Below are 22976 nucleotides of genomic sequence, written 5' to 3' on the forward strand. Positions count from 1 at the left end.
CGTTCAGGACCTGCCGCCAACCAGAGCGTCTGATATGCGTGCGCTCCTGCATTCGAAGTCTAGAGTGATACATCCGCACCGTTCGTGCGCTCGGGCACACTGAACGCGTCGCGGCACATCGCGTGCGCCCAGCGCTTGACGATCTGTCTAAAGGTATTCAGCGGTGGTGGCGCGAGCGGTGCGTGATGCAACACGCTGCCCGGGGCCAGCCGAAAGAAGGCGCCGCGAATCTGCGTTTCGCGGCGATAGCAGCTAGACGAGTTCGAGCCAGAGACCCGTGTAGGCCCAGACGCTGGAGGAGGGGCGGTCCAGCACGGTAAGGCGCAGTTCCGTCGCCTGCCATTCACCCAGTACCTTGTAGCCCAGGCGTTCGAAATCGGCGATGAGTCTCGAGCGATTGTGGAGCATGCAGGCAACACGTATATGGCCCGCGTCCTGAACGACTGCGAAATCCTGGTCTTCTGTCATCGGCACCCGGTTAATCAATACATATTTGGGGCGTCGATCCAGACCTTGCAATAATTCAGGCAATGATTTGTCGAAATATTGCAGAGAGCCACTGGCAATAAATAAATCCACGCCGTCGGCCTGCCGCAAATCATCTGTAAATTGAAGGTTGCTGATGTTTCGGCTGGTTGCCAGCGTTTTTCCGTACGCAATGGTTTCCGGTAAATCATAGACTGTCCACGACACGTCTGCCCTTAGCGGCAGATAGTCTTTGTAGCAGTAGTAGAGATTGCCGACGTTTCCGCCCAGATCGAATATCTTGTTGATGGCAGGGATCGGATCCCGGAGGTAATAAAAGGCGGCATAGTCACTCGGTCTGGCTACGCGATTGAGTTCGAGATGCAAGGCCAGGTTTGCGAGATTTTCATGACCCCCTTTCGCATAGGGCTTGACGGCTCTCTCGGCTTCGTCGAGCGCCCGGAAGGTGCGTCGGTATCCCAGTATCGAGCCCCAGATCGTGGCGCCGAAGCTGGTGCGCCCCACGCCTTCTATCAAACGGCGGCCATAGCCGATCGCGCCGACCATTCTGAAAACCTTTGCGGCCCAGACGATTTGAATATCGCGCAGTCTGATACTTGCTTCCATCGATATGCTCCATTACCGATATTGAATCGCGGTGGACGGCAATATGTCTTCGCCGGTCTGCAACACAACGCCTCTTTCACCGGCGACGATCCGCCAGGAGCCATACCACAAGCGTCGACAGCATTCAGACTCGGTAATCACACGCTGGGATGTCTCACTGGCGGAGTTCAACGTATCGCTCATGACCAGACGTCATCCGTGTGCGCGCAGCCGCCGCAACACCTGACGGCTTGGAGTATGGCCAATCTTCACTCGGGAAAATGTTCGCCTTCGCTCATGCCGCGCTATTTCGACAATTCTGGCCATACGCATTGCGGCAACGCCGCGTTGTAGAGAGTCAATGACTCCGGTATTCGTGGCCGGTTTGATGGGAGCGGGCGTATGTATGTCGGCGCACAGATAGTCGGGCGCTGCTTTGCTTAAATCGTGGGGAACATGCCGATGGTGTGCAGACCGAGTGAGCACGCTTCGCGTTAGTGATGCTTCACGTCCGCACCCGTTCGCCGCTGATGCTTTCTGCGCGTGCACGCACCGTGCTCTCGCGATGCGCATACGTGTCCTTCGCGGCGTAGAAGGTTTTCATTCTGAGGGCTGATGATGCGTCAAATTATCCGCGATCTGTTTTACAGGTCCATCGCTGATAAGCGGGTCAACCTGCCGCTTCCGCCGACCTCGCTCGCAATCGAATCGCGCAAGCTCAACATACTCCTGCTAGGTACGTGCGGGGTCGATATGATCGCCAGGCGGAGCGTCGAATGCGGACACAACATCCGGCACGTACTCATGGGGTCGAAATTCCACGCACCTATCCCGGATGTTGCCCCGACAGACGACGTAGCCGTCGTGAGCCTGACTCTGCGGCACATTCTGGGCGAAGCGACCCAGACGTCCGAGCCCGTGGTCGACATGGTCTTTTCGCGCCTGCATTCAGACGACGAGGCTCGCGCTTTGCTGGAAAGAGCGGGGGAGTATGTTTCGCAAAAGGTGGCGCAGGTCGCCGCGCAGATGACGTCGGTTCCGGTTCTGTTCATGTCATTTTTCGAACCGGGCTTCAATTACCAGGGTGATGTGATCGATCCGTTCAGTCTGACTTCCCCGGGAAACCTGGTTCGTGAGATCAACCGGTCGTTGTCCGATGCCGTCCGGAAGACGAATAACTGTTACTTTCTCGACTCCAACGAGATATTGAATTTCATCGGTCGCCGGCATTTGCAGGACGATGTCGTCGCGAGCAGTTCACATGCGTCGTTTATCAACGACTGGGATTTCAAGCTCGACGCCAATCGACTGAACGCGCCGAAGGCGCTCGTCAATGTTTTCAAGTATGAAGTTGCCTCCCGCGAATTTGCGCTTGCGCTGCTGTCGCGGATCGAGACGATCGTCAAGATCGTCGAACAGCGCAATCCGGTTAAGCTGATCATCGTCGATCTCGACGACACCATGTGGCGGGGCGTTGCTGCGGAGGCCGAGAGCCTGAGCCTGGATCAACGCATCGAGGGTTGGCCCATTGGCCTGGCGGAAGCCCTGATGTACTTCAAAAGGCGTGGCGGACTGCTGGCTATCTGCAGCAAGAATGACGAAGCACCCACCGTCGAAAGGTTTAACAGCATCTGGCGCGGAGCGATCACGCTCGACGATTTTGCTTGCGTACGCATCAACTGGCAGCCCAAGTCGCAGAACATCCTTGAAATCATCAAGGAGGTTAATGTGCTCCCGGGCAACTGCGTCTTCATGGACGACAACGACCGGGAACTGTCCGAGGTGAAGTCGGCGATCCCCGACATTCGTTGCCTGGGCGGCAATCATTACGACTGGCGGCGCATCATCCTGCGATCGGCCGAAACGCAGGTCCCGATTGTCACGGAGGAGTCCGCGCGACGTACAGATCTTGTTCGTGCAATTTCCCGGCGCGAAGCGAGTGCCGATCTTGCGAGCGGGGTTTCGCGCGAAGCGTGGCTGGCTTCGTTGCAGCTTCGTCAATCATTCTTCTTGATCAAGACCCCCAAATCCCGGCATTTCGATCGTGCGTTCGAGCTTATCAACAAGACAAATCAGTTCAACACGACCGGCAAAAGATGGGAGAAGTCAGAGTTCGAGAAATTTATCAGCAAGGGCGGTTACTGCATTGTTTCGTCCCTGCGAGACAAGCTGATCGACAACGGCATCATTTCCGTTTGCCTTGTCAAATGCGAGAACATCGTTCAGGTCGTTCTGTCGTGTCGCGTTTTTGGACTCGGCGCGGAACTGGTCGTCGGGGCGATTGCAACCCGCCTGGCACTGACAGCACGCCCGGAGATCCGGGCGGAGCTGGTCGACACCGGAAAGAACGCGACCTGTCACGACTATTTCAAGCGGATTGGATTCGCTGAAACAACGACCGGTTTGTGCTCGAGCACCGCAAATGAATTGCCGCACTACATCAAGATCGAGAATCTGGGCGCTCCGGACTTTCCCCCGGTCCAGATCTAGAGCGGTCGTCGGCTGATCAACTTGGATGCGGATGTTCGTCAACGCACATGTGGCCGACAGCACGGATAGTAGGCTGCAAAAAGTGCTCTCTAACCGACAAAGGTGCGCCATGTTTGTGCCGATCGATAGTGCTGTGTTGGGCGGTACATCACGCCAGCCGTCTTCAGGCGACACAATTCTCAGGGCGTCGAGTCAGGAATTCAAAAGCAATTTCAATCTGCGTTCTTTCAAGTTCAACCATACGTTGCATCAGAGTGGCCTGTTCGAGATCCCGAGGATCACTGGGCTTGCACGACGCATTATCGAAAGGAACGGGAATTTCTGTGCGCTCAACTTCAAGCAGGGCTCGATCGATGCGAAGTTCAGCGCCATGCCGGAAAGCGAGCGGCTGGCCGAGACGGTGGCCCGGCTTGGCGAAAACGGCACGTGGATCAAGCTCAACCGCGCGCAGGACTACGACCCCGAGTACGCTGAGGTTCTGAACACGATCACCGCCGAGCTTGAAAGTCTGTCTGGTTTTCCGCTGCGCAAGGACATGACGTTTGTATCGATGACACTGTTGCTGTCCTCGCCGAAGATCTCCACGCCCTTTCATATCGATCACGAAAGCAACTTCCTGTTCCAGATACAAGGCTCGAAGGACGTATGCCTTTTCCCTGCGGCCGATCGCCAGCTGGTACCGGACGAAGAGGTCGAGCGCTACTACAGCGGTAACTTCGAAGCGGCGCATTACCGGCAGGAAATGCAGGATCGCGGTACCGTCTATCGGCTCAATCCGGGCGAAGTCGTGCATCACCCGCCGCTCGCGCCGCACTGGGTAAAGAACGACGACAATATCTCGGTGAGCATCAGTATCAACTACTGCACGAAGACGCTGGAAAGACGTGCGAGGGTGTATCAGGCTAACTACTTTCTGCGCATGCTGGGTTTGAATCCGGTGTCGCCAGGGATATCGCCGTTGCGCGACAGCCTGAAGCGGAGCGTCATCGCGACGCTGGAACACCGCAATCCAAAGACTTTTTCGGAAGTGGTCCACACGCCGGTGGTGCGGTTGAAAGCACCGCTGAATGCCGTTAGAAGGCTGGTCAAGCGCTGAGCGCACAAGCCCGGTTCCGGCCGCGCTTGCGAATCTTGTCTGCTGTGGTGTCCGGGCGGGAAATTATTGCTTCGGATGCCATAGCATGCATGCGATTTCCTGTTAGACGCCGCACGGCGTTGCACCTCTTCATCCGCACGATCACCCGGTTTCAACTCCCCGGTACCGACTCCGCGCGGGCGAACTAGCCTGGCATGAGCGTCGGCGAACATTCATCGGCGCGGAGATCCGCCACACTGCAAGCCAATGAATTGCATGGTGCGGCATGTTGAAACCGTTCGTGTGCTACCGGCACCTTTATGCACGGACGACGTCCGCTTATGAGCGATGCCCGGAACCCTGTCGATGAAACACGCGCCTGCTCCCAATCTGCTGATCAACGGTCGCTTCCTCGGCCGCCGTGCGACGGGTGTCGACCGCTTCGCGTTCGAGACCATCCGTGCGCTCGATCAGATGATCGAGTCGGGCGATCCGCTTGTCGCCGCATTGCGCGCCGAGATCATCGTGCCCGAGGCGTTGACGGGTATGTCGAATCCCTTCAGGCATGTCGGGCTGCGAGCGAGCGGCAAGGGCGGTTCGCTGCGTTGGGAGCAACTCGAGCTGCCGCGGGCTGCGCGCGGCGGATTGCTGCTTAATCTGTGCAACTCCGGGCCGCTGTTGTACCGCCGTCAGGTGACGGTGCTGCACGACGCGGCGCCCACCCGCGTGCCCGACAGCTACAGCCGGTCCTTTGTTGCCTGGTATCGCCTGATGGCGCCGCGCATCGGCCGGGTATCGCAGCGTGTGATTACCGTGTCGGAATTCTCGCGGCGCGAACTGTGTGACGCTTACCGGATCCCAGCCGGCAAGATTGGCGTCGTGTCGGAGAGCGGCGAGCACATGCTGCGCGTGCAGGAGGATGAAGAGGCGGTGGCGCCGAAGCTGAACGGGCGTCCTTTCGTGCTGGCGGTCGGAAGCCTCAACCGTCACAAGAACTTTCGGCTCGTGGCGGAGGCCGCGAGCCTGATCGACGATGCGCAGTTCGACATCGTGGTGGTGGGCGGCGGAGATTCGCGGGTATACGGGGCGGGCAAGGACGCGCTGCCCGGCTTCGTGAAGCATCTCGGTTACGTGAGCGATGGCGAACTGGCCGCGCTCTACCGGCGCGCAGCATGTTTTGTCTATCCGTCGCGCTACGAGGGTTTCGGGCTGCCGCCGGTGGAGGCGCTGGCGCTGGGCTGTCCCGTGATCGCTTCGAGGCTGCCGGCCATACAGGAAGCGTGCGGCGATGCCGTGCTCTACACGTCGCCGGACGATCCCGCGGAACTGGCGCGCCTGCTCGAACGGATCACCGCCGACGCCACGTTGCGTGCAAGCCTGCGCGAGCGAGCCCGCGCACGGACGGAAGAACTGACCTGGCGCGCAACGGCTGCCAGGTTGATCGAGGAGATTTCGCCGTGGCTAATGTGACGCTTGCTCCAACTCCTGCCAACGACGTTCGTCGCTTTGGCCGCGTAGCGCTCGTACATGACTGGCTGGCCGCGTATGCGGGCTCCGAGAAGGTGGTCGAGCAGATTCTCCAGCTCTTCCCGCACGCCGATCTGTACAGCGTCGTCGATTTTTTCCCCGAGGAGCAGCGGGACGTGCTGGGCGGAAAACGCGCGCATACGTCGTTCATCCAGCATCTGCCGCGCGCGCGCAAATCGTTTCGCCACTATCTTCCGCTGATGCCGCTGGCGATCGAGCAGTTCGATCTGTCGGGCTACGATCTGGTGATTTCATCGAACCATGCGGTGGCCAAGGGCGTGCTGACAGGCCCGCATCAGGTCCATGTGAGCTACGTGCATTCGCCGATTCGCTACGCGTGGGATCTGCAGCATCAATATCTGGCCGAAGCGGGCATGCAGCGCGGCATGAAGAGCTGGATCGTGCGTCTGCTGCTTCATTACATGCGTATCTGGGATCACCGCACCGCGCACGGCGTGGATGCCTTTGTCGCCAATTCAGCCTTCGTGGGCCGGCGCATTCGCAAGGCGTACGGCAGCGATGCAACCGTCGTCTATCCGCCCGTCGATGTCGAGCGCTTCGAACTCGGTGGCGGCGAGCGCGAGGACTTCTATCTGATCGCCTCGCGCATGGTGCCGTACAAGCGCATCCCGCTGATCGTCGAGGCTTTTGCCGCGATGCCGTCGCGCCGCCTGGTAGTGATCGGCGATGGGACGGATTTTGCGCGCGCCAAGGCATGCGCGACGCCCAATGTGACGCTGCTCGGCTATCAGCCCGATGCGGCACTGGTGGACTACATGCAGCGCGCGCGAGCGTTTCTGTTTGCCGGGGAAGAAGACTTCGGTATTTCGGTGGTCGAAGCACAGGCCTGCGGTACGCCCGTCATTGCTTTGGGGCGCGGCGGTGTGCGGGAGATCGTCGTCGAATCGCAGGATCCCGAACGGGCGACAGGGCTTTTCTTCAGCGAACAGAGCGTGGCTTCCATCGTCGATGCTGTCGAGCGCTTCGAGCAATTGCCGCCGTTTCGCGCGGAAGTGTGCCGCCGCAACGCGCTGCGCTTTACGAAAGAGCGCTTCAGGCGCGAGTTCCTCGGGGTGATAGAGCGCGCAGTCGAAGCTGGCAGCGTACCCGCCGATGAGGAGCCGGAGATTCGCCGCTGGCGGTCTGCCTGAGCCTTGCCGAAGCAGGTCTGATCACGCACGAGGGCGGTGAATAGAGGGGGGGAGCGGTGCCGTCGATATACGGAGTCCTGGTCATCATCATCGGGCTGCTGGTGCTCTATGGGTCATTTCGCGGTGCGGTCTACGCGATGGCCGCATTTGCGCTGTTCGCGATGACGCTTGCGCTCAGTCTGGGCTCGATCGGCATCATGCCGGCGCAACTCTTTCTCGTCTTCTTCGCCCTGCGGGCGTTCAATCTTGTTGGTGCGAAGGGCATCGGCGACGCGCTCTCGATGGAAAAGACGGGCTTCTGGCTACTCTGTACCTGCGTGTGGGGTGTCACAGGCGCGATTGTGCTGCCGCGTCTGCTGGAGGGTTCGACGTTCGTGTTCCCGGTCGACCGCAGTCTCACGGGTAACGCCGTGCTGCAGCCGCTCGGTCCCGTATCCGGCAACCTGTCGCAGGCGATCTATCTGATCGGCGATCTCGTCGTGTATGCGTGCATGTATGCGTTTCTCAAGTATCGCGGCGCATACCGGGCACTGGCGAACGGCATTTTCCTGCTGACCATCCTCGATGTGTCCGCGGGCGTGATCGATTTCGTCACCCATGCTGTCGGTCTGGATGTGATTTCGGTCATCAAGACGGCTCAGTACGCCGATTTGAGCGGGGAAGAGTTGGGCGGACTGGTGCGCATCACCGGCACGTTCGCCGAGACTTCTTCGTTTTCGAGTTTCACGCTGCCGCTGTTCGCCTTTTGCCTCAATCTGTGGATGCTCGGGTATCGCTCGAAACTGTCAGGGGCGCTCGCGATCGCGACGGGGACACTGTTGCTGATGTCCACTTCCGGCACGGCATATGTGGGGTTGGCAGGGTACATGTGCGTCCAGGTCTTCAGCCGGCCCGGTCGTGTTACGCCGGACGCTGTCGAGCGCCAGCAGCGCATGTGGATCATCGCCGCTTGCGCGGGCGTGCTCGGCACCCTCTACGTCATCCTTTTCATGCCGGGCGTGGCGAAAGCGCTTGCCGACTTCGTCGATGCGACTGTCATGAACAAGGCAGGCAGCGACTCCGGCGTCGAGCGGATGAGCTGGAACACGCAAGGCGTGATCAACTTCATCGAGACCTATGGGGTAGGCGTGGGACTGGGCAGCATTCGCGCATCGAGCTTCCCGGTGGTGGTGCTGGCGAACCTGGGCGCCGTGGGCGTGTTCTGCTACGGGATGTTTCTGGGCAAAGCGCTGCTGTCGCCCGTGTCCGCGCATTACCCGCTGACGGAACGGGCCGTCTGCCACGCGGCACGGCATGCCATGCTCGCGACCTTGATCGTCGCTTCGCTTGCGGCTGGCGTGTTCGAACTGGGTTCGACCTTTTACCTGTTTGCGGCGGCAGCGAGCGCGCTTTCGCAGCGTGCGCCGAAACGCGTGCCCAGGCGTCAGGAATGGGGGACGCGGCGCATTCAGGGATGAGTGTCGGGTGTCGTTTCCTGCAGCGGTAAGTCGTGAATCGCAGGGAGTGCCCGGCACGCTCCGGTCCTCAGGATGCGTGCGTGTGCGTGGGGTAGGCAGCAGTGCTGCGTCCGCGGCACCGATAGCATGGTTCTCGCGATGCTGGCAGGAATGGCCTGTTCCATTGACGTCGTGTGGACGATGGAGGCCCGCGCAGGACGCACTGCCGTTTTTCCGTTTCCAGAAAAGCATGCATTGGCCGACGAGGTGAATGTTGAATTCGACTGTCTGTTCGCAAGTAGCGCCGTCCGGCGAAATGAGGCTGCCGTCGTCCGTCAGGCAGGCAAAGGTCTGCCTGATCTTCCCCACACTCGGGCGTGCCGAAGTGCTCGAACGTGTCGTTGCCTGCGTCGATTCGCAGACCGTGCAGCCCGATCTGATCATCGTGTCCTGTGTAACGGACGAGGATGTCGGCAAGCTCGCAAGCCGGCCGGGCTTGCTCGTGATCAAGGGCCGACCCGGCAGTTCCGTACAACGCAACAGAGCGTTGGATCATGTGCCCGATGACTTCGACGTCGTGATCATCCTCGACGATGATTTTCTGATGCATCGCACGTGGATCGCGGAATTGCTCAAGGCGCTGGATAGCGATCCCTCCATTGCCTGTGTCACGGGAACGGTACTCGCCGATGGCATCCATGGGCCAGGCTATTCGATTGAAGAAGGACAGGCCATTCTGGCAAGCGTGACAGACGTTCCGGATAGCCTGAGTGTCGCTTCGACGGGTGGCCCCTATGGATGCAACATGGGCTTTCGGGCCAGCAGTATTGCCGGGCTCCGGTTCGATGAGCGCCTCGTCCTTTATGGCTGGCAGGAGGATCGCGACTTTGGCGGCCAGATCTGGAATCGCGGCGGTCGTGTGGTTCGCATCAATACGGCACTGGGCGTGCACCTGGGTGTCAAGCGTGGCAGGGTGTCCGGCCGAAAGCTCGGCTATTCGCAGGTCATCAACCCGCTCTATCTGGTGAGAAAGAAGACCATGCCCAGGCGCGATGCGCTCGACCATGTTCTGCGCAATGTCGCGAGCAATATCGTGCGCAGTTTTGCACCGGAGCCCTGGATAGACCGCCGGGGCCGCCTGGGCGGCAATCTGATCGGCCTGTGGGACTTCGTGCGAGGCAGGCTGACGCCTGAGCGGGCGGCAAAGCTATGAAGACTGGCGAACCCGGCCGGCCCATCTGTGAACGAGGCGGTGCGGCATGTACAAGACAATAGCGTTCAACGGCAAGTTCTTCGGGGCGGAGCCAACCGGTGTGCATAGGGTTGCCGAGCAACTCATTGCCGCTACCGATGCGTTGATTGCAGAGCAGTCCGCTCATGGTGCGCCCTATGCGCTCGTCATCCGCACGAGCGTCAAGGTGCCGCCTTACCGCAATATTCTGTGCGTTCGGGAGAATCCACTGTTTCACCGGATGCACCGGATAGCGTGGGAGCAAGCCTATCTTCCTCTGGCTCGCAGGAAGGACTTCATTCTCAATCTTTGCAATCTCGGGCCACTGTTTCATCACGATTCAGCGACGCTGATACACGATGCCCAGGTGTATTCCGCCCCCGAATCCTATTCTCTGTCGTTTCGGCTCTGGTACAAGTTTCTGTTCTTTTTTATCGGCAGAAGGCACAAGCTTATCGTCACCGTATCGGAGTTCTCCAGAAAAGAGCTCGTGCACTATGGCGTGGCCAGTGCCGACAAGATCGTGGTCGTACACAATGGCTGCGACCATGTATTGCAGGTACGGCCCGACGAACGGCAGCTTGCGACCTTGAACCTCGAGCCGAAGCGCTATGTCCTCGCGCTCGCCAACACGCAGAAGCACAAGAACGTCGCGATGCTCCTCAAGGCTTTTGCGAAGCCTGAACTGAAGGACGTCACGCTCGTGCTGTTCGGCGGCGCGAGCAAAGGCGATTTCGAGAATCTGGGGCATGCCGTGCCGCCCAACGTGCGATTCGCTGGCCGGGTCACCGATCCGGAACTCGTCGGGTTGATGGCCAACGCCGGCGCGCTTGCTTTTCCATCGCTGACGGAAGGGTTCGGTTTGCCGCCACTGGAAGCGATGGCACTGGGCTGTCCGGTTGTGGCTGCGCCGTTCGGCGCGCTTCCGGAGGTTTGCGGCGAGGCCGCGCTTTATGCCGACCCCTTCGACGCGGACGCGTGGAGCCAGAAGATTCGAACCGTACTCGACGATGAAGCGACGCGTGAAGCCCTGATATCGGCGGGGCGTCGGCAGGCGGACATATTCACCTGGAAACAGGCCGCACGAAACCTGTTCGATGCCGTGAGAGCCGTGACGCCCGGCTAGCCGGAAGCGGGGCGATGATCGCGTCGACATACCGTGTGAGACGGGCGCCCGTGGGTGCGGATCCGCGCACAGATGGTGTGTGGCTTTTCGAACGGTCTCCCGCGCGGCGTGCCGATACATTGCGCAATGCGTGCATGCGTCGGCTTTTGGGGGCAAGGCAATGAAGAAGTTGGATTCGATCCAGGTACTCCGCGCAGTCGCAGCCTTGCTGGTGGTGTTCTGCCACGCGGCGGGCGAGGTGAGCAGCAACGGCGCACCCGCATCGCACCTGTGGCACCTCGTCAACCAGAAGGGGCTGTTCGGCGTCGATATCTTCTTCGTCGTCAGCGGCTTCGTGATGACGTATATCGTTTCAGGGCAACGCCCGGGCAGCAAGACCGCCGCCTGGTTCATCAGCGAACGTATCGTGCGCGTGGTGCCGCTTTACTGGACCGCGACGCTGCTCTCGGTCGGCATCGGTCTCGCGCTGCCCGCACTCAAGCACAAGAACTGCTATGAGTTGGCGTACGTCCTGCGGTCGCTGTTCTTCGTTCCGTCCACCAACCCTATGACGGGTGCGCCAGAACCGGTGCTGGGGCTTGGATGGACACTGAACTTCGAGATGTTTTTCTACCTCGTCATGTCGCTGGTGCTGCTGATCGGCATCCGGCGCGTGTACCTCGCGGTGGCGGCGATATTCGTGGCGCTCGTCGCGCTCGGTGCGTGGGTGAATCCCGAATACGTCATTCTGAAGAGCTGGACCCACACCATCATTCTCGAGTTCGTGTTCGGCGTGCTATTCGCACAATTGCGTCTCTCGGGATTCCGTATTAATGCCCCAGCGCAGATCGTGCTGATCGTGGCGGGTGTGGCAGGCTGGCTGCTAGTGGGGCCGCCTGCGGACGGCGCATTCGATATGCGAGGTCTCGTGTGGGGTCCGCCTGCCGCGGCGATATTCGCTGGCGCGGTGATGGGCCGTCACGAGATCGCGTATCCGAAGCTGCTTCTGTCGATCGGCGATGCGTCGTATAGCCTGTATCTCACGCATCTGTTCATCATGCGCGCGTCGTCGCTGGTGGTGGATCATTTGTCGGTGGGGCCCGCGCTGCGTGTCGTGCTGTTTTTCGCCCTGTTCGTGCCGGCCACGCTGGGCTTCGCCATCCTGTCCTACCGCAAGCTCGAAGTGCCGACCATGCGCGTCGGCCGCCGGTTGCTGCGACAGCGGCTCAACAAGGCGAAGCTTGCCGAAGGCGTATCGACTGGAACTCAGGGTGCGGGAACCTGAGAGGGGCGGCGCCATTCTGGCGGTCGCTGCGATCCGGTAGCGCGCCCATTCCGCTTCCATCGCCGATTGCCGTTGCACGGCTCGCCATACCTCAAACGTCTTCTTTCTGCACCCGCGGGCAAAGCTTCCGAAGGTCCGTGCCCGGTAGCTCATCTTGATTCCGTCGACCCCCACCCTTTGTCGCGACGATCGATCACGCGCGGAGCGCCGCTTGCTCGCTGGCTTGCCGGGCGTGAATTTGCACGGGTAGCGTCCGCATCGTTGGAGCGCGGCTGACCAGGTCGAGCTGGCATGTTCCATCTGATGCGAAAGGGCTGAGTGACGACGAAGCGCGGGTAAGGACACGACGGGATCGGCATTGGTACGCATGCCGATCCCGCCCGGTACGCGGCGGCTCTCGACTGCTCGCGCCGCGCCGAGTCGCGGATCACACCGATCCACTGACGCACGCTATGACGGCCTCGCGAAATTACGGGCGACGCGGTGTCCCGTTGGTTTCCCGTTCGTCACGCAGGGAACGTCACGCTTCTTCACGCGGGCGCAGGGCGAGAGCGGCGCGGTTGGTCGAAAGGATCTCTCCCATCAGACCGGAGCGGATCATGTTGACGACGAGAGCCGTCAGCAACGTCACCTCTCCCAGCAGACGCGCACCCACCATGCCCATGGCGCCCCAATGCATGGCGAGCGGAACCGCGACGACGAGATTGACGCACGCGGTCGTCACGCCCGCGCGGGCGAGCAAGGCTTCGCGATTGCGGGGAATCAGGAAATACAGGGCGATGACCTGATTGATGACATTCAACGGCAAGACCAGCACGAAAGCCTTCAACACGATGACGGCGTGCTGGAAACCGTTGCCCATCACGAGCGGCACGGCCCAGTCGGCGAGCAGCATCGTGCAGGCGACCGCGCCAATTGCACCAACAAAGAAGAAGAGCAAGATCTGAAAGGCGAGCCGGTTGGCTTTCGCGGGTTCCACGCCGACCAGATACGTGACCTTCGGAACGAGAACCTGGGTGGCGGGCACAGTCAGGCTGAGCCCCACGGCGATGAGCCGTTCGGCCACGCCGAACGCGCCGACCTCGGATGCCGGCGCGAACACCGACAGGATGTAGGTCGAGGCGGTGATCAAAAGAATCGACGTGCTGGTGTAGATAAAAATGATCTTCGAGCGATGGATCAATTCGATGCCGGCCCGGATCGAGGAGAACCATCCGGAAAACTCCCGCCGGATGAATCCATACGCAAGCGCTGTCTGTATGAGCGCCGAGGTGAGCAGTAACGGGAAAACCAGCGAGAGATCGGATGGGCGATGAACGAAGGAGAAGATGAGAATGAGCGAGGTGGCAAATCCGACAATCTCGATCAGGACGCTTCGTCTGACTCGACCAGTGCTCGTGAAATACCAGCCCAGGTTAAACGCAGCGAGCAGGCCGAGAAGGACGGTGGTGCAGCCGAGCAGCGGGTGTGCCGACAGCGCAGGCGAAAGCGCGACGGCGCCGAAGCCGAAAAGCGCGGTCGGAATGCACAGCAGCACCCGGCCCGTCATCTGGCTCGACAGGATTGCCGCGCGTTCGGCGTCGTTCGTGGCGTGCACCGCATCGCGGCCGCCGACGGTCGGGAATCCGAAGCAAACGAAGCGCCAGATCGAATTCGACAGCGACATGCCGGCGAGCACAATGCCATAACCCGCCGGCCCTAGCGTTCTGCCGTAGAACGGCAGCAGCAGGAGCGGGTAGACGTAACGCAGGGCGTACGCGAAATACGTCGCAACAAGCTCCGAACGGGCCCTCGATGACTTCACCTGATCCATGTGCTTACCGTGTAGCCGAACCTGATTGTCTTGTGCATGCGTCGATGCGTGGCGGGGTCGCGCGCCTGCATGATTCTGCGATTCATTGTGAACAATGAACGATGACATGTTTGTGCGAGGGCGTACGCATGGCAGGGCATTTGCTGGCGCCCACCGGGCTTGGGCCTTCCTTGCAATCGCCTTGCCTCGCTGCGCGCCAGGTCAGTTGTTCGCCGAGGCTGCCGGTATCGACGAGGCCGATCGCGCGCTGGCAGTAAAGGCCGGTTGTAGAAAGCCGATGACCTCGTCATCCGTGATCGGTCTGAGATGCAGTCCGAATGCGCCGTTCAGCGTGGTGACGAGGTGCTGCGCCCAAAGGGTATTCCAGACGACGCCGGCATGGTTGTCGGCAAGGATCGCGTTGTGAGGATCGTCGCCCATTGTCATGGTGATGTCCCAGCCAGGTGCGAGGCGCAGCGTCTTGTTGAGCGGACGGCCCTTGTCGTCGCGCGAGCCCCAGAGGCTGTCCAGCCATGGGCGATCGTCAAAAAAGTAGACATGGCGATCCGCCGCGGCCAGCTTGCGCAAGCCACTGTCGAAGCGATCGATGCCGGCATCGACATTGGCTACCGCCTTGACCAGTTGCGGATTGTTGGGGTCGCCCGTCCAGTTCGCATCGCCGATCGCCTCGACGAGTACGACGTAGGTATCCGGGTGCCGCTTGCGGATCAGGCCGACCGCCTCGCTGATTGCCCGGGTACAGGCGTCGATCAGAGCGGTGGGACCCGCTGCGGCCGGATCGCGCGACAGCTCGTCGAGGACCTCCTGACCGCCGAAGTCGGCCTCGCCGATACGGATCAGCACGATACCGCCTCGCCAGGCTTGCGGTTCGGTGTCCATCAGTTTGACCAAGCGGATTGCCTGGCGCGACGGCATGCCCATCAGCTGGTTACAGGTCGCGCCATTAACGGAGAAGTTGTAGCGATAGTCGTCTTTGGGCGGCGTCCGGGAGAGGAACCCAAACGCTTCGTCGAAGTAGGCGCGATACTTGTCGGTGCCCCAGGCGCCCCATTCGCCGAGATCGATCTGGTCACCTCTGAGCCGTCCCAGCACCTCGGTCCACTGATACGTGGTCGCGCGAAACGGTCCGCCTCGCAGGCTCGGATCGCGCAATAGCAGGCTGTCATGGTAGGACTGGTTGTTCGAATCGCCGAGCACGGCAAGCCGTATCCGGTCGGAGGGTCCTGTCGACCCCGTCGATCCCGTCGCCACGGCGGCGACCGGGCGGCGGAACAGGTCAGGGCCGCCCAGCCGGATAAACGCCAGACCGGCTACCGTCAGTGCGCCGCAAAACGCGGCCAGTACGATTCGACGCAAACGGGACATGAGCAGATTGCCCGATAACCTAAGCGTGGGCACGGCTTGCGCATTCCGCCGCAGCGTCCTGCTCGCTGGAGCTCGCTTCTACCTTGTCAGCCTCGATTTCCGCCAGGCGCTCGCGCACCTGCTTGCCTATGACCGCAGCGCCGGCGGCGCGGAATAGCTGGTCATGCATGCCCGGAACCTCGGTGACCACCGGTTTGTCCTTTAGCACCGGCTGCCATCCCAGGTCATGGGCGAACAGGCGTCCCTTCAGCACCTGGGCGCTGCGGAAGATCTGCACGTTGCCGTCATAGGGCGCCGGACGGTACCGGGCCTGCTGGGCCAGCAGATATTCGATGTACCAGCGGTTCTCGGAGACGGTATGGTCCGTCGCACTGTCCTTGATCAGCCCGAGCTTGAGCGCGAGTTCTGCCAGGCGGAGCCGACGCACGATCCGATACTGCTTGAGGAAGGCGACCATCGATGTCTCGCCCCGCACGGCCTTGCGGAAGTCGCGCGGAACGTTGTCCGCCCGCACCTGCATTTTGCGCAACTCCCGATCGTACCAGGGCATCATCTCGCGATAACCGGGGCACCAGGAGTCGTTGAGGACGACGAGCTCTACCGTTTCGCCTTCGCGCCGCAGCTGATGGGCTGCCTCGAGCGACAGCGCGCCGAGCACGCACAGGCCCATCAGGATATACGGGCCTTTGGGCTGGGCCAGCCTGATGAGCCGCACGGCGTCCGCGGCGATATCCTGGAACGCGCGCTGCGGGAACTCGCGCGGAGGGCCTTCCGGCACCATCGGAATGTCGATAAGCGGCCGATCGGTGCCGATCTGCTGGGCCAGTCCGAACAGGACTGCCGTGTTATTGAGCGCGATGACAGGCGTTCCCGTCGCATTCTCGTTGTATCGCACGATGTTGCGCGCTTTCGCCTCCAGCTCCGCCTGACTCATGAAACCGCTGGCACCGACGCCCGCCGCGACGCGCGCCGGTTCGATCGCAGGCGCGGGCGCAAGCGGCCGCTGCGCCGCGCTATCAACGGTTTCCAGCATCTCGCGCCACTTTGCCAGATGCCCGTCGATCGTCTCGACGTCGTAGAGGTCCGTGTCGCCTTCACAGGAAATGCGCCAGCCTTCAGGGCGCCGCACCATGAAGAAGTTGAGATCGTAGAGTGCGCCCGCGTTGTAGGAGGGCGAAGTCGTCGCGGCGAAGTCCTGCCGGCGAACCTCATCGCCCACACCGACGAAGCTTTGCTGCAGGGCGAAATTGACCGGGCAGAGCGGCGGCCGATCCACATCGGCGACTTCGCCCGCCATCTCGATCATCTCTTCGAACGACAGGTGCAGGTGTTCGATGGCGTCGCTCAGCTTGGCGCCGCACTGCGCGGTGACGGAGGAGAGGGTGCTGTCGCGAGGAACATCGAGGCGCAGTATCACCGTGTTGAGGAGCGGTCCGATCACTGCCTCGAGTTCCTGCTGATCCCGCACCGACATCTGCGTGCCCATGGCAACGCGGCTTTGTCCCGTCGCCGCTTGCAGCGCCATCGCGAGGCCAGCGGCCGCGACGCTGAACAGGGTCACGCCCTGGGCCTTGGCAGCCGCACTCAGACGGTCGCTGAGCGCATTCGGCAACAGGATCGAACGAATGACACCCTGGAAGCGCCGCTGCTGCGGCCGCGGGCGATCGCCGGGAACTTCGAAGCGCCTGAAGTCCTGAAGCTCACCGCGCCAATGCGCGCGAGCGCGGTCGAGCGCGCCGCTCGCAAGGAACTCTTCTTTCCAGAGCGCGTAGTCGCCGTGGTGAAGGTCGACATCGGGGAATTGGGGCTCATGGCCCGCATGCAACGCGGCAAGCCCTTCCACGAGCTCGCACACGAGGCTGGCGAAGGACCAGCCATCGATGACGAGCGAATGGAAGGTCAGCTGCAATTCACCCTGCGTGCTGGACCTGGGCAACCACACCGCCCGGAAGAATGACGGGGACGACAGGTCGAAAGGCGTGAGGGCCTGCAGCCGACCGACGCGCTCGGCCTCCGCAAGGGCGGCCTTGTCGTCGAAACCCGTCAGGTCGACCACGTCGAGCTGGAACGGGACGCGGCTCGAGACCTGCTGGCGCAACCCGGCACCCGTCATCAGGAAGCCGGTACGCAGGATCTCGTGCCGCGCCACCAGTTCGCCTAGCACCTGTTCGATGCTCGCGGCGTTCAGCGGCCCCGACAGTTGCACCCGGAACGCGCTGTTGAGCGCGGAAGCCTTCGGCGACGCCTTCTGTTCATGCCAGAACCGCGTCTGGCAGGCGGTCGCCGGGAACAGGGCGTAGCCGGCTTCGACCTCGAAGTCCGGGGCGATATTCAAGGTGATCCCGTTCATCGCTCAGACTCCCTCCGCATGTCTGCGTTTGAAGTTGTGGATCGAGGGCCGCAACACGGCAGGAGCCTGCACCACCTCTTTCTCCTGCGTGCCGTCCAGACTTGCGGCCAGTTCGGCGATCGTGACGTTCTTCATGAGTTGACGGGCATCGACGCCCAGGCCGCGCTCGTTCATTCGCGCGACGATGCGGAACAGGTGGAGGCTGTCTGCACCGAGGCTGAAGAACTGCTGGTCGATGTCGATGTCCTGCAGGCCGAGCACATCGCCCCAGATCCCGGCGATCGTGGCCTGAGTGGGCGTCATCGCCGCCGGCTCAGCCGCCGCATCCGCGGGTTCCGTGGCCATGGCCACCGGTTCGTTCGCCACGGCTACCGGCTCGATCGCCACCGCCACCGGTTCGGCCGGCATGGGCGCGGGCGTGGGCGTGGGCGGAACTACCTTGAGCGCGGCATGCGACCGGCGCACAGGCGTCGCCACCATGTCGGCTGTCGGCACGGGCAGAGCCTTGCGGTCGAGCTTGCCGCTGCTGGTCTGCGGCAGCGCGTCGAGCTTCATCCACAGGGTCGGCACCATGTAGGCCGGCAGTGTCCCGGCAACATGCGCCGCGACCGCGCCCTGGTCGATCTTGCCGGCGGCAGTCTCGACGATGTAGCCCACGAGGCGCGGACTGCCGCTGACGGTATGCAACGCGACGGCCGCTGCGGCGACGCCGGGGGCCTTGCGCAAGGCCGCCTCGATATCTTCGATCTCGATGCGGAAGCCGCGCAGCTTGATCTGCTGGTCGCGCCGGCCGAGGTGTTGCAGCGAGCCATCGGCAAGCCGCTTCGCGAGATCGCCGGTGCGGTACAGACGGCGCGGCGCGGTGCCCTCGATGGCAATCGACCTGAAGGCGGCATCGGTGAGGTCGGGACGGTGCAGGTAGCCCTTTGCGAGGCCTTCACCGCCAATCCACAGTTCGCCGCTCACGCCTTCCGGCGCCAGATGGAAATCGTCGGTCAGCACATGCATTTCGGTGTTGGCGACGGGCGTGCCGATCAGCACCGGCTGGTTCGCAACCACACGCGCGCCGGAAGACCAGATCGTCGTTTCGGTCGGACCGTAGAGATTCCACACCTCCTCGCCGGTCGCGAGCAGCGCGTCGGCGAGATCGCGCGGCAAGGCTTCACCGGTGCAGATGATCTTGAAGTTGGACGGCGCCTTGAAGCCGGCCTCCAGCAGCATGCGCCACAGCGACGGCGTCGCCTGGAGAATGGTGGCTGCCTCGTCCTTCAGCCGGGCCACCAGTTCATAGCCAGTGCGCACCTCTGCATGGCCTGCGATGAAGGTCTGCCCACCGACGATGAGCGGCAGGTACAGCTCGATACCCGACGTATCGAAGGTGAACGTGGTGACCGCGACGATGCGGTCGCTGGCCGTAAAGCCCGGCTCCTGTGCCACCGACAACAACACGTTGGTCAGCGCGCGGTGGGGAATCTCCACGCCCTTGGGCTTGCCCGTCGAACCCGACGTGAAGATCACGTAGGCCGAATCGGTATCCGACACGACCGGCAACGTCACTGCCGTGTCATCGCTGTGCGCGAGGAAAGCCTCGACTTCCAGCACGCGATGTTCGCCCGGTTCCAGCACAGCCCGGCTGGCGCTATCGCTGAGAATCGCGGCGATGTCGGCGCCTTCGAGAATCTGCTGCAGGCGGGCCGGCGGCATCATCATGTCGAGCGGCACGTAGGCACAACCCGCGCGCCATACGCCGATCATGGCGGCCACGGTCAGCGCAGTCCGGTCCATCGCGATGGCGATGCGTGAACGCGGCGCGATCCCCGCGGCGACGAGCTTGCGAGCGATCTGGCTGGCATGTGCATCGAGCTCGCGATAGGTCAGGCGCATTGCCTCGTCCGACACGGCCGTCGCATCCGGGGTCTGGCGGACCTGCGCGGCGAGCATCGCCGGAACGGTCTGCGACAGATCGTAGTCACGCTGGGTGGCATTGAGCTCGTCGCGAAGGTGGATGATCTCGCCTTCGTTCAGGAGCGGCAGGGCGGCGATAGGCGTTTCCGGATCGCGGGCGATCGCCGCCAGCAGGGTTTCGTAGTGACCGAGCCAGCGCTGGGCCGTCGCTTCGTCATAGATGTCGCTGTTGAAGTCGCAATCCAGACGCAGGCCCTGCGCCGATTCGATGATGTTCAGGAACAGATCGAAGTTGCTGTAGGCCTTCGCGTTCGGCGTGAAGCGCGTGGCCACGCCGGCCATGTCGAGTTGTCCGTCGACCTTTTCCAGGTTGAACTGCAGGTCCGTCAGCGGCAGCCGGTTGAAATCGCGCTTGATGCCGAGATCGCGTACCAGCGCGCCATACGTATAGTTCTGCCGGTCACCCGCGTCGAAGACGTGATCGCGCACCGCTTTCATGTGCGTGGCGAAAGGCTTGTCGCGGTCGAACCTGACGCGCATCGGCAGGAAGTTGACGCAGTGCCCGGCCAGCAGCGCTTCGCCGGCTTGCGACTGCCCGGCCATCGGAGCGGCCAGCACGATATCGTCATTGCCGGACAGGCGGCCATACAGCACCTGAGCGGCGCCGAACAGCGCGGCAAACAGCGAGCAGCCCTGTTTCGACGCAGCGGTCTTGACCTGCTTGAGCAGATCGGCTCCCAGCTGGCGGGTCGTCGACGCGCCGCGGAAGGTCTTGATCTCCGGGCGCGGACGGTCGCCGGGCAACACGAGCTGCGGCGCCGGATCGCGATGCAGGTTCAGCCAGAACTCGCGCGTCTGCGCGTCGACACCGGCCTCATCCTGCGCCTTGGCGAAGGCGAGGAAGCTCTGCACGTCGTCGAGTTCCGCTTGCTTGCCGGAGACTTCGGCGCAGTAGAGCGCTTGCAGATCGCGCAGCACGATGTTGATCGACCATCCGTCGCAGATGATGTGGTGCGCCGTGAACACGAACGCCCACTTTTGCGCTTCGAGCCGGATCAGCGCGGCGCGCACGAGCGGCGCGCGGGTGAGATCGAACACTTCGCGCGCTTCGGCATCGACGATCGACGCGAGTTCCGCGGCGGGATCGGCGTGGCCGGACAGGTCGATGTGCTCCAGCGGCACGGTCGTCGCCGGATCGACGAACATCATGTCGCCGACGCGCGAGAAGTGCACGCGCAACGCGTCGTGGCGGGCAATCGTCGCGGCGAAGGCACGCTCGAACGCGGCCTCGTTCAGGTTGCCCATGAGTTCGAGCGTGAAGGACTCGTTGAATGCGAGCGAGGCTTCGTTGCCGAGTTGCGCCGACATCCAGATTTCTTTCTGCGGCTCGGTGAGCGGCGCCTGCGTGAGTTGCACGGGTGCTGGTTGCGCCGACGCGGTCTGCGGCGCGTTGCCGAGAATGCCGACGCGTTGCAGCGCGTCGATACTCGCGATGAACGCATCGCCGATCTTGCGGATGTCTTCGTCCGAATGGCTCGTGGTCAGGAAGCAGGGGAAGCCTTCCATCACGTGCACGCCCAGGTAGCGCATGTACGGATAGAACAGGCTGCCCAGCCGGTCTTCACCCGCGAAGCTGACATAGAACCAGCTCGAGAACGATTCTGCCCGCGCCGCGATGCCGACCTTTTCCAGATGCGCGTTGATACGCTGCACGAGCCCGTCCATGCGGGCGGCGAGATTTTCCTGCAGCGACGGTCCGGCGGCCTTGAGATGCAGCAGCACGGCTTTCATCGCGGCCAGCACGACAGGGTGGCGCACGAAGGTGCCGGCGAAGAAGGTCGGCGGAACTTCGGGCACCGAGTTGTCGCCGAATTGCCACTGGCCGCCGTCGAGTGCATCCATGTACTGCGCGCTGCCGGCGAGCACGCCGACGGGCAGGCCGCCGCCGACCACCTTGCCGTAGGTCGCCATGTCGCCCTTGATGCCCCAGTAGCCTTGCATGCCGGCCGGGTGGACGCGAAAGCCCGTCACGACCTCGTCGAAGATCAGTGCGGATTCATTGGCGGCGGTGACTTCGCGCAGCTGCTGCACGAATTCCTTCGGACGCAGATTCGGGTGACGCGACTGCACCGGCTCGAACAGCACACCGGCGATGTCGTCGATATTCGCCTTGATCCACTCCAGGCTTTCCGTGCGCGCGTACGGCAGCACGACCATATTGCCGACAGACTGGTTCGGAATGCCAGGGGCGAGCGGGAACGCGCGCGGCACGCCGGCTTCGCTGCCCGGCTTGACGAGCACTTCGTCGAACTGGCCGTGATAGTCGCCGTCGAAGCAGACGATCTTGTCCTTGCCCGTCACCGTGCGCGCAAGGCGCATCGCGGCCATCACGGCTTCCGAACCGGTGTTGCAGAACGTCACGCGTTGATGGCCCGTCATGTCGGCGAACATCTGCGCGACTTCACCCGCGAGCGGCGACTGCGGTCCGATCGCGAAGCCCTCGGCCATCTGCGCGTTGACGGCATCCACGACGAAATCGGGTGTGTGGCCGAATGCGGTCTGACCGTAACCGTTGACGATATCGATATATTCGTTGCCGTCGATATCCCAGATCTTCGAGCCCTTGGAGCGCTGCGCGACGATCGGATAGACCAGCTCTTTCCATTCCTCGCGGAAGCCGCTGGCCGTGCGCGGATCGGCGAGCACGGGTCGATAGGATTGCGTACGGGATTTCGAGTTGGGCGTCTTTGCCGAATAGCGCGTGGTCAGATCGACGATGAAGGCCTTTTGCGCATCTGTCGCTTCCGCCGATTTGCTTGCGCCGGGCTTGTAGGCGGTGAAGCGCGTCGGACGGTTTTCCTCGAACCTGATTTCAGGGCCGGCGGCGCGCGTGGGCGCAGCCACAGGTTGCGGCGCGGTGGCTGCCACGACCGGCGCTGCCGCGACGATCTGCGCGGGTATCACGGCGGCTTGCACGGCTGCTGCCGGTTGAGAGACGGCGACGGGCGCGCCTTGCAGCACGTCGAGCTGACGCGTCATCAGGGACTGCATCGCAGCGATCTGGTCGCGGATCACCGACTGGATGTCGCCCGTGACTGCGCTCGGCGCGAACTGCGCGCTCATCACCGGTGCTGCGGCAACCACGACGGGCGCAGCGGCAACGACCGCGGCC

Annotated in this window: 13 protein-coding genes; 8 read left to right on the forward strand and 5 right to left on the reverse strand. The window is 62.3% G+C overall.

What is annotated here, in order from left to right:
• Positions 1-252: 252 nt before the first annotated feature.
• A complete protein-coding gene (locus G3O01_RS38950) occupies positions 253-1092 on the reverse strand; it encodes a methyltransferase, TIGR04325 family (protein WP_205812703.1) in 840 nt (279 codons plus the stop codon).
• A gap of 594 nt (positions 1093-1686) precedes the next feature.
• On the opposite strand from G3O01_RS38950, the gene G3O01_RS38955 reads away from it, so the two are divergent.
• The 8 genes from G3O01_RS38955 (at position 1687) to G3O01_RS38990 (ending at position 12371) form a co-directional block, all read left to right on the forward strand.
• Positions 1687-3561: an HAD-IIIC family phosphatase gene (locus G3O01_RS38955; RefSeq protein WP_205812710.1), complete on the forward strand. Its 1875-nt coding sequence runs from the start codon at positions 1687-1689 to the stop codon at positions 3559-3561.
• A 31-nt stretch (positions 3562-3592) separates the two neighbouring features.
• On the forward strand, positions 3593-4657 hold the full coding sequence (locus G3O01_RS38960) for a cupin-like domain-containing protein (RefSeq protein ID WP_241024646.1): 1065 nt from the start codon (positions 3593-3595) through the stop codon (positions 4655-4657).
• Positions 4658-5002: 345 nt separating this feature from the next.
• Entirely contained in the window at positions 5003-6106 is a 1104-nt protein-coding gene (locus tag G3O01_RS38965) for a glycosyltransferase family 1 protein (RefSeq protein WP_205812712.1), read from the forward strand.
• On the forward strand, positions 6094-7314 hold the full coding sequence (locus G3O01_RS38970; protein ID WP_205812714.1) for a glycosyltransferase family 4 protein: 1221 nt from the start codon (positions 6094-6096) through the stop codon (positions 7312-7314). Before G3O01_RS38965 ends, G3O01_RS38970 begins: the two co-directional genes overlap by 13 nt.
• Positions 7315-7370: 56 nt before the next feature.
• Positions 7371-8771, forward strand: coding sequence for a hypothetical protein (locus G3O01_RS38975; protein ID WP_346779256.1), 1401 nt, complete (start codon positions 7371-7373; stop codon positions 8769-8771).
• 295 nt (positions 8772-9066) lie between these two features.
• A complete protein-coding gene (locus G3O01_RS38980) occupies positions 9067-9963 on the forward strand; it encodes a glycosyltransferase family 2 protein (protein WP_205812721.1) in 897 nt (298 codons plus the stop codon).
• Positions 9964-10009: 46 nt separating this feature from the next.
• Positions 10010-11107, forward strand: a complete 1098-nt coding sequence (locus tag G3O01_RS38985) for a glycosyltransferase family 1 protein (protein ID WP_205812723.1) — start codon at positions 10010-10012, stop codon at positions 11105-11107.
• Between the two features lie 160 nt (positions 11108-11267).
• Positions 11268-12371: an acyltransferase gene (locus G3O01_RS38990; RefSeq protein ID WP_205812725.1), complete on the forward strand. Its 1104-nt coding sequence runs from the start codon at positions 11268-11270 to the stop codon at positions 12369-12371.
• 520 nt (positions 12372-12891) lie between these two features.
• Here the strand turns inward: G3O01_RS38990 and G3O01_RS38995 are convergent.
• The 4 genes from G3O01_RS38995 to G3O01_RS39010 all read right to left on the reverse strand — a co-directional run bounded on the left by G3O01_RS38995 (position 12892) and on the right by G3O01_RS39010 (position 22927).
• Entirely contained in the window at positions 12892-14184 is a 1293-nt protein-coding gene (locus G3O01_RS38995; protein ID WP_205812727.1) for an oligosaccharide flippase family protein, read from the reverse strand.
• A 201-nt stretch (positions 14185-14385) separates the two neighbouring features.
• A complete protein-coding gene (locus G3O01_RS39000; RefSeq protein ID WP_205812729.1) occupies positions 14386-15549 on the reverse strand; it encodes an SGNH/GDSL hydrolase family protein in 1164 nt (387 codons plus the stop codon).
• Positions 15550-15568: 19 nt separating this feature from the next.
• Entirely contained in the window at positions 15569-17899 is a 2331-nt protein-coding gene (locus G3O01_RS39005) for a condensation domain-containing protein (protein ID WP_205812730.1), read from the reverse strand.
• Positions 17900-17902: 3 nt separating this feature from the next.
• Complete coding sequence (locus tag G3O01_RS39010; RefSeq protein ID WP_241024647.1) at positions 17903-22927, reverse strand: non-ribosomal peptide synthetase; 5025 nt, start codon at positions 22925-22927, stop codon at positions 17903-17905.
• Positions 22928-22976: the final 49 nt, after the last annotated feature.

Origin of the sequence: Burkholderia sp. Ac-20365 (genome assembly GCF_017104715.1) — a bacterium.
Classification (GTDB): domain Bacteria; phylum Pseudomonadota; class Gammaproteobacteria; order Burkholderiales; family Burkholderiaceae; genus Paraburkholderia.

Bases quoted from the DNA above. Each gene is read 5' to 3' on its own strand.
- G3O01_RS38950 (WP_205812703.1), bottom strand. From the start codon at position 1,092: ATGGAAGCAAGTATCAGACTGCGCGATATTCAAATCGTCTGGGCCGCA.
- G3O01_RS38955 (WP_205812710.1), top strand. From the start codon at position 1,687: ATGATGCGTCAAATTATCCGCGATCTGTTTTACAGGTCCATCGCTGAT.
- G3O01_RS38960 (WP_241024646.1), top strand. From the start codon at position 3,593: ATGTTCGTCAACGCACATGTGGCCGACAGCACGGATAGTAGGCTGCAA.
- G3O01_RS38965 (WP_205812712.1), top strand. From the start codon at position 5,003: ATGAAACACGCGCCTGCTCCCAATCTGCTGATCAACGGTCGCTTCCTC.
- G3O01_RS38980 (WP_205812721.1), top strand. From the start codon at position 9,067: ATGAGGCTGCCGTCGTCCGTCAGGCAGGCAAAGGTCTGCCTGATCTTC.
- G3O01_RS38985 (WP_205812723.1), top strand. From the start codon at position 10,010: ATGTACAAGACAATAGCGTTCAACGGCAAGTTCTTCGGGGCGGAGCCA.
- G3O01_RS38990 (WP_205812725.1), top strand. From the start codon at position 11,268: ATGAAGAAGTTGGATTCGATCCAGGTACTCCGCGCAGTCGCAGCCTTG.
- G3O01_RS38995 (WP_205812727.1), bottom strand. From the start codon at position 14,184: ATGGATCAGGTGAAGTCATCGAGGGCCCGTTCGGAGCTTGTTGCGACG.
- G3O01_RS39000 (WP_205812729.1), bottom strand. From the start codon at position 15,549: ATGTCCCGTTTGCGTCGAATCGTACTGGCCGCGTTTTGCGGCGCACTG.
- G3O01_RS39005 (WP_205812730.1), bottom strand. From the start codon at position 17,899: ATGAACGGGATCACCTTGAATATCGCCCCGGACTTCGAGGTCGAAGCC.
- G3O01_RS39010 (WP_241024647.1), bottom strand. From the start codon at position 22,927: ATGAGCGCGCAGTTCGCGCCGAGCGCAGTCACGGGCGACATCCAGTCG.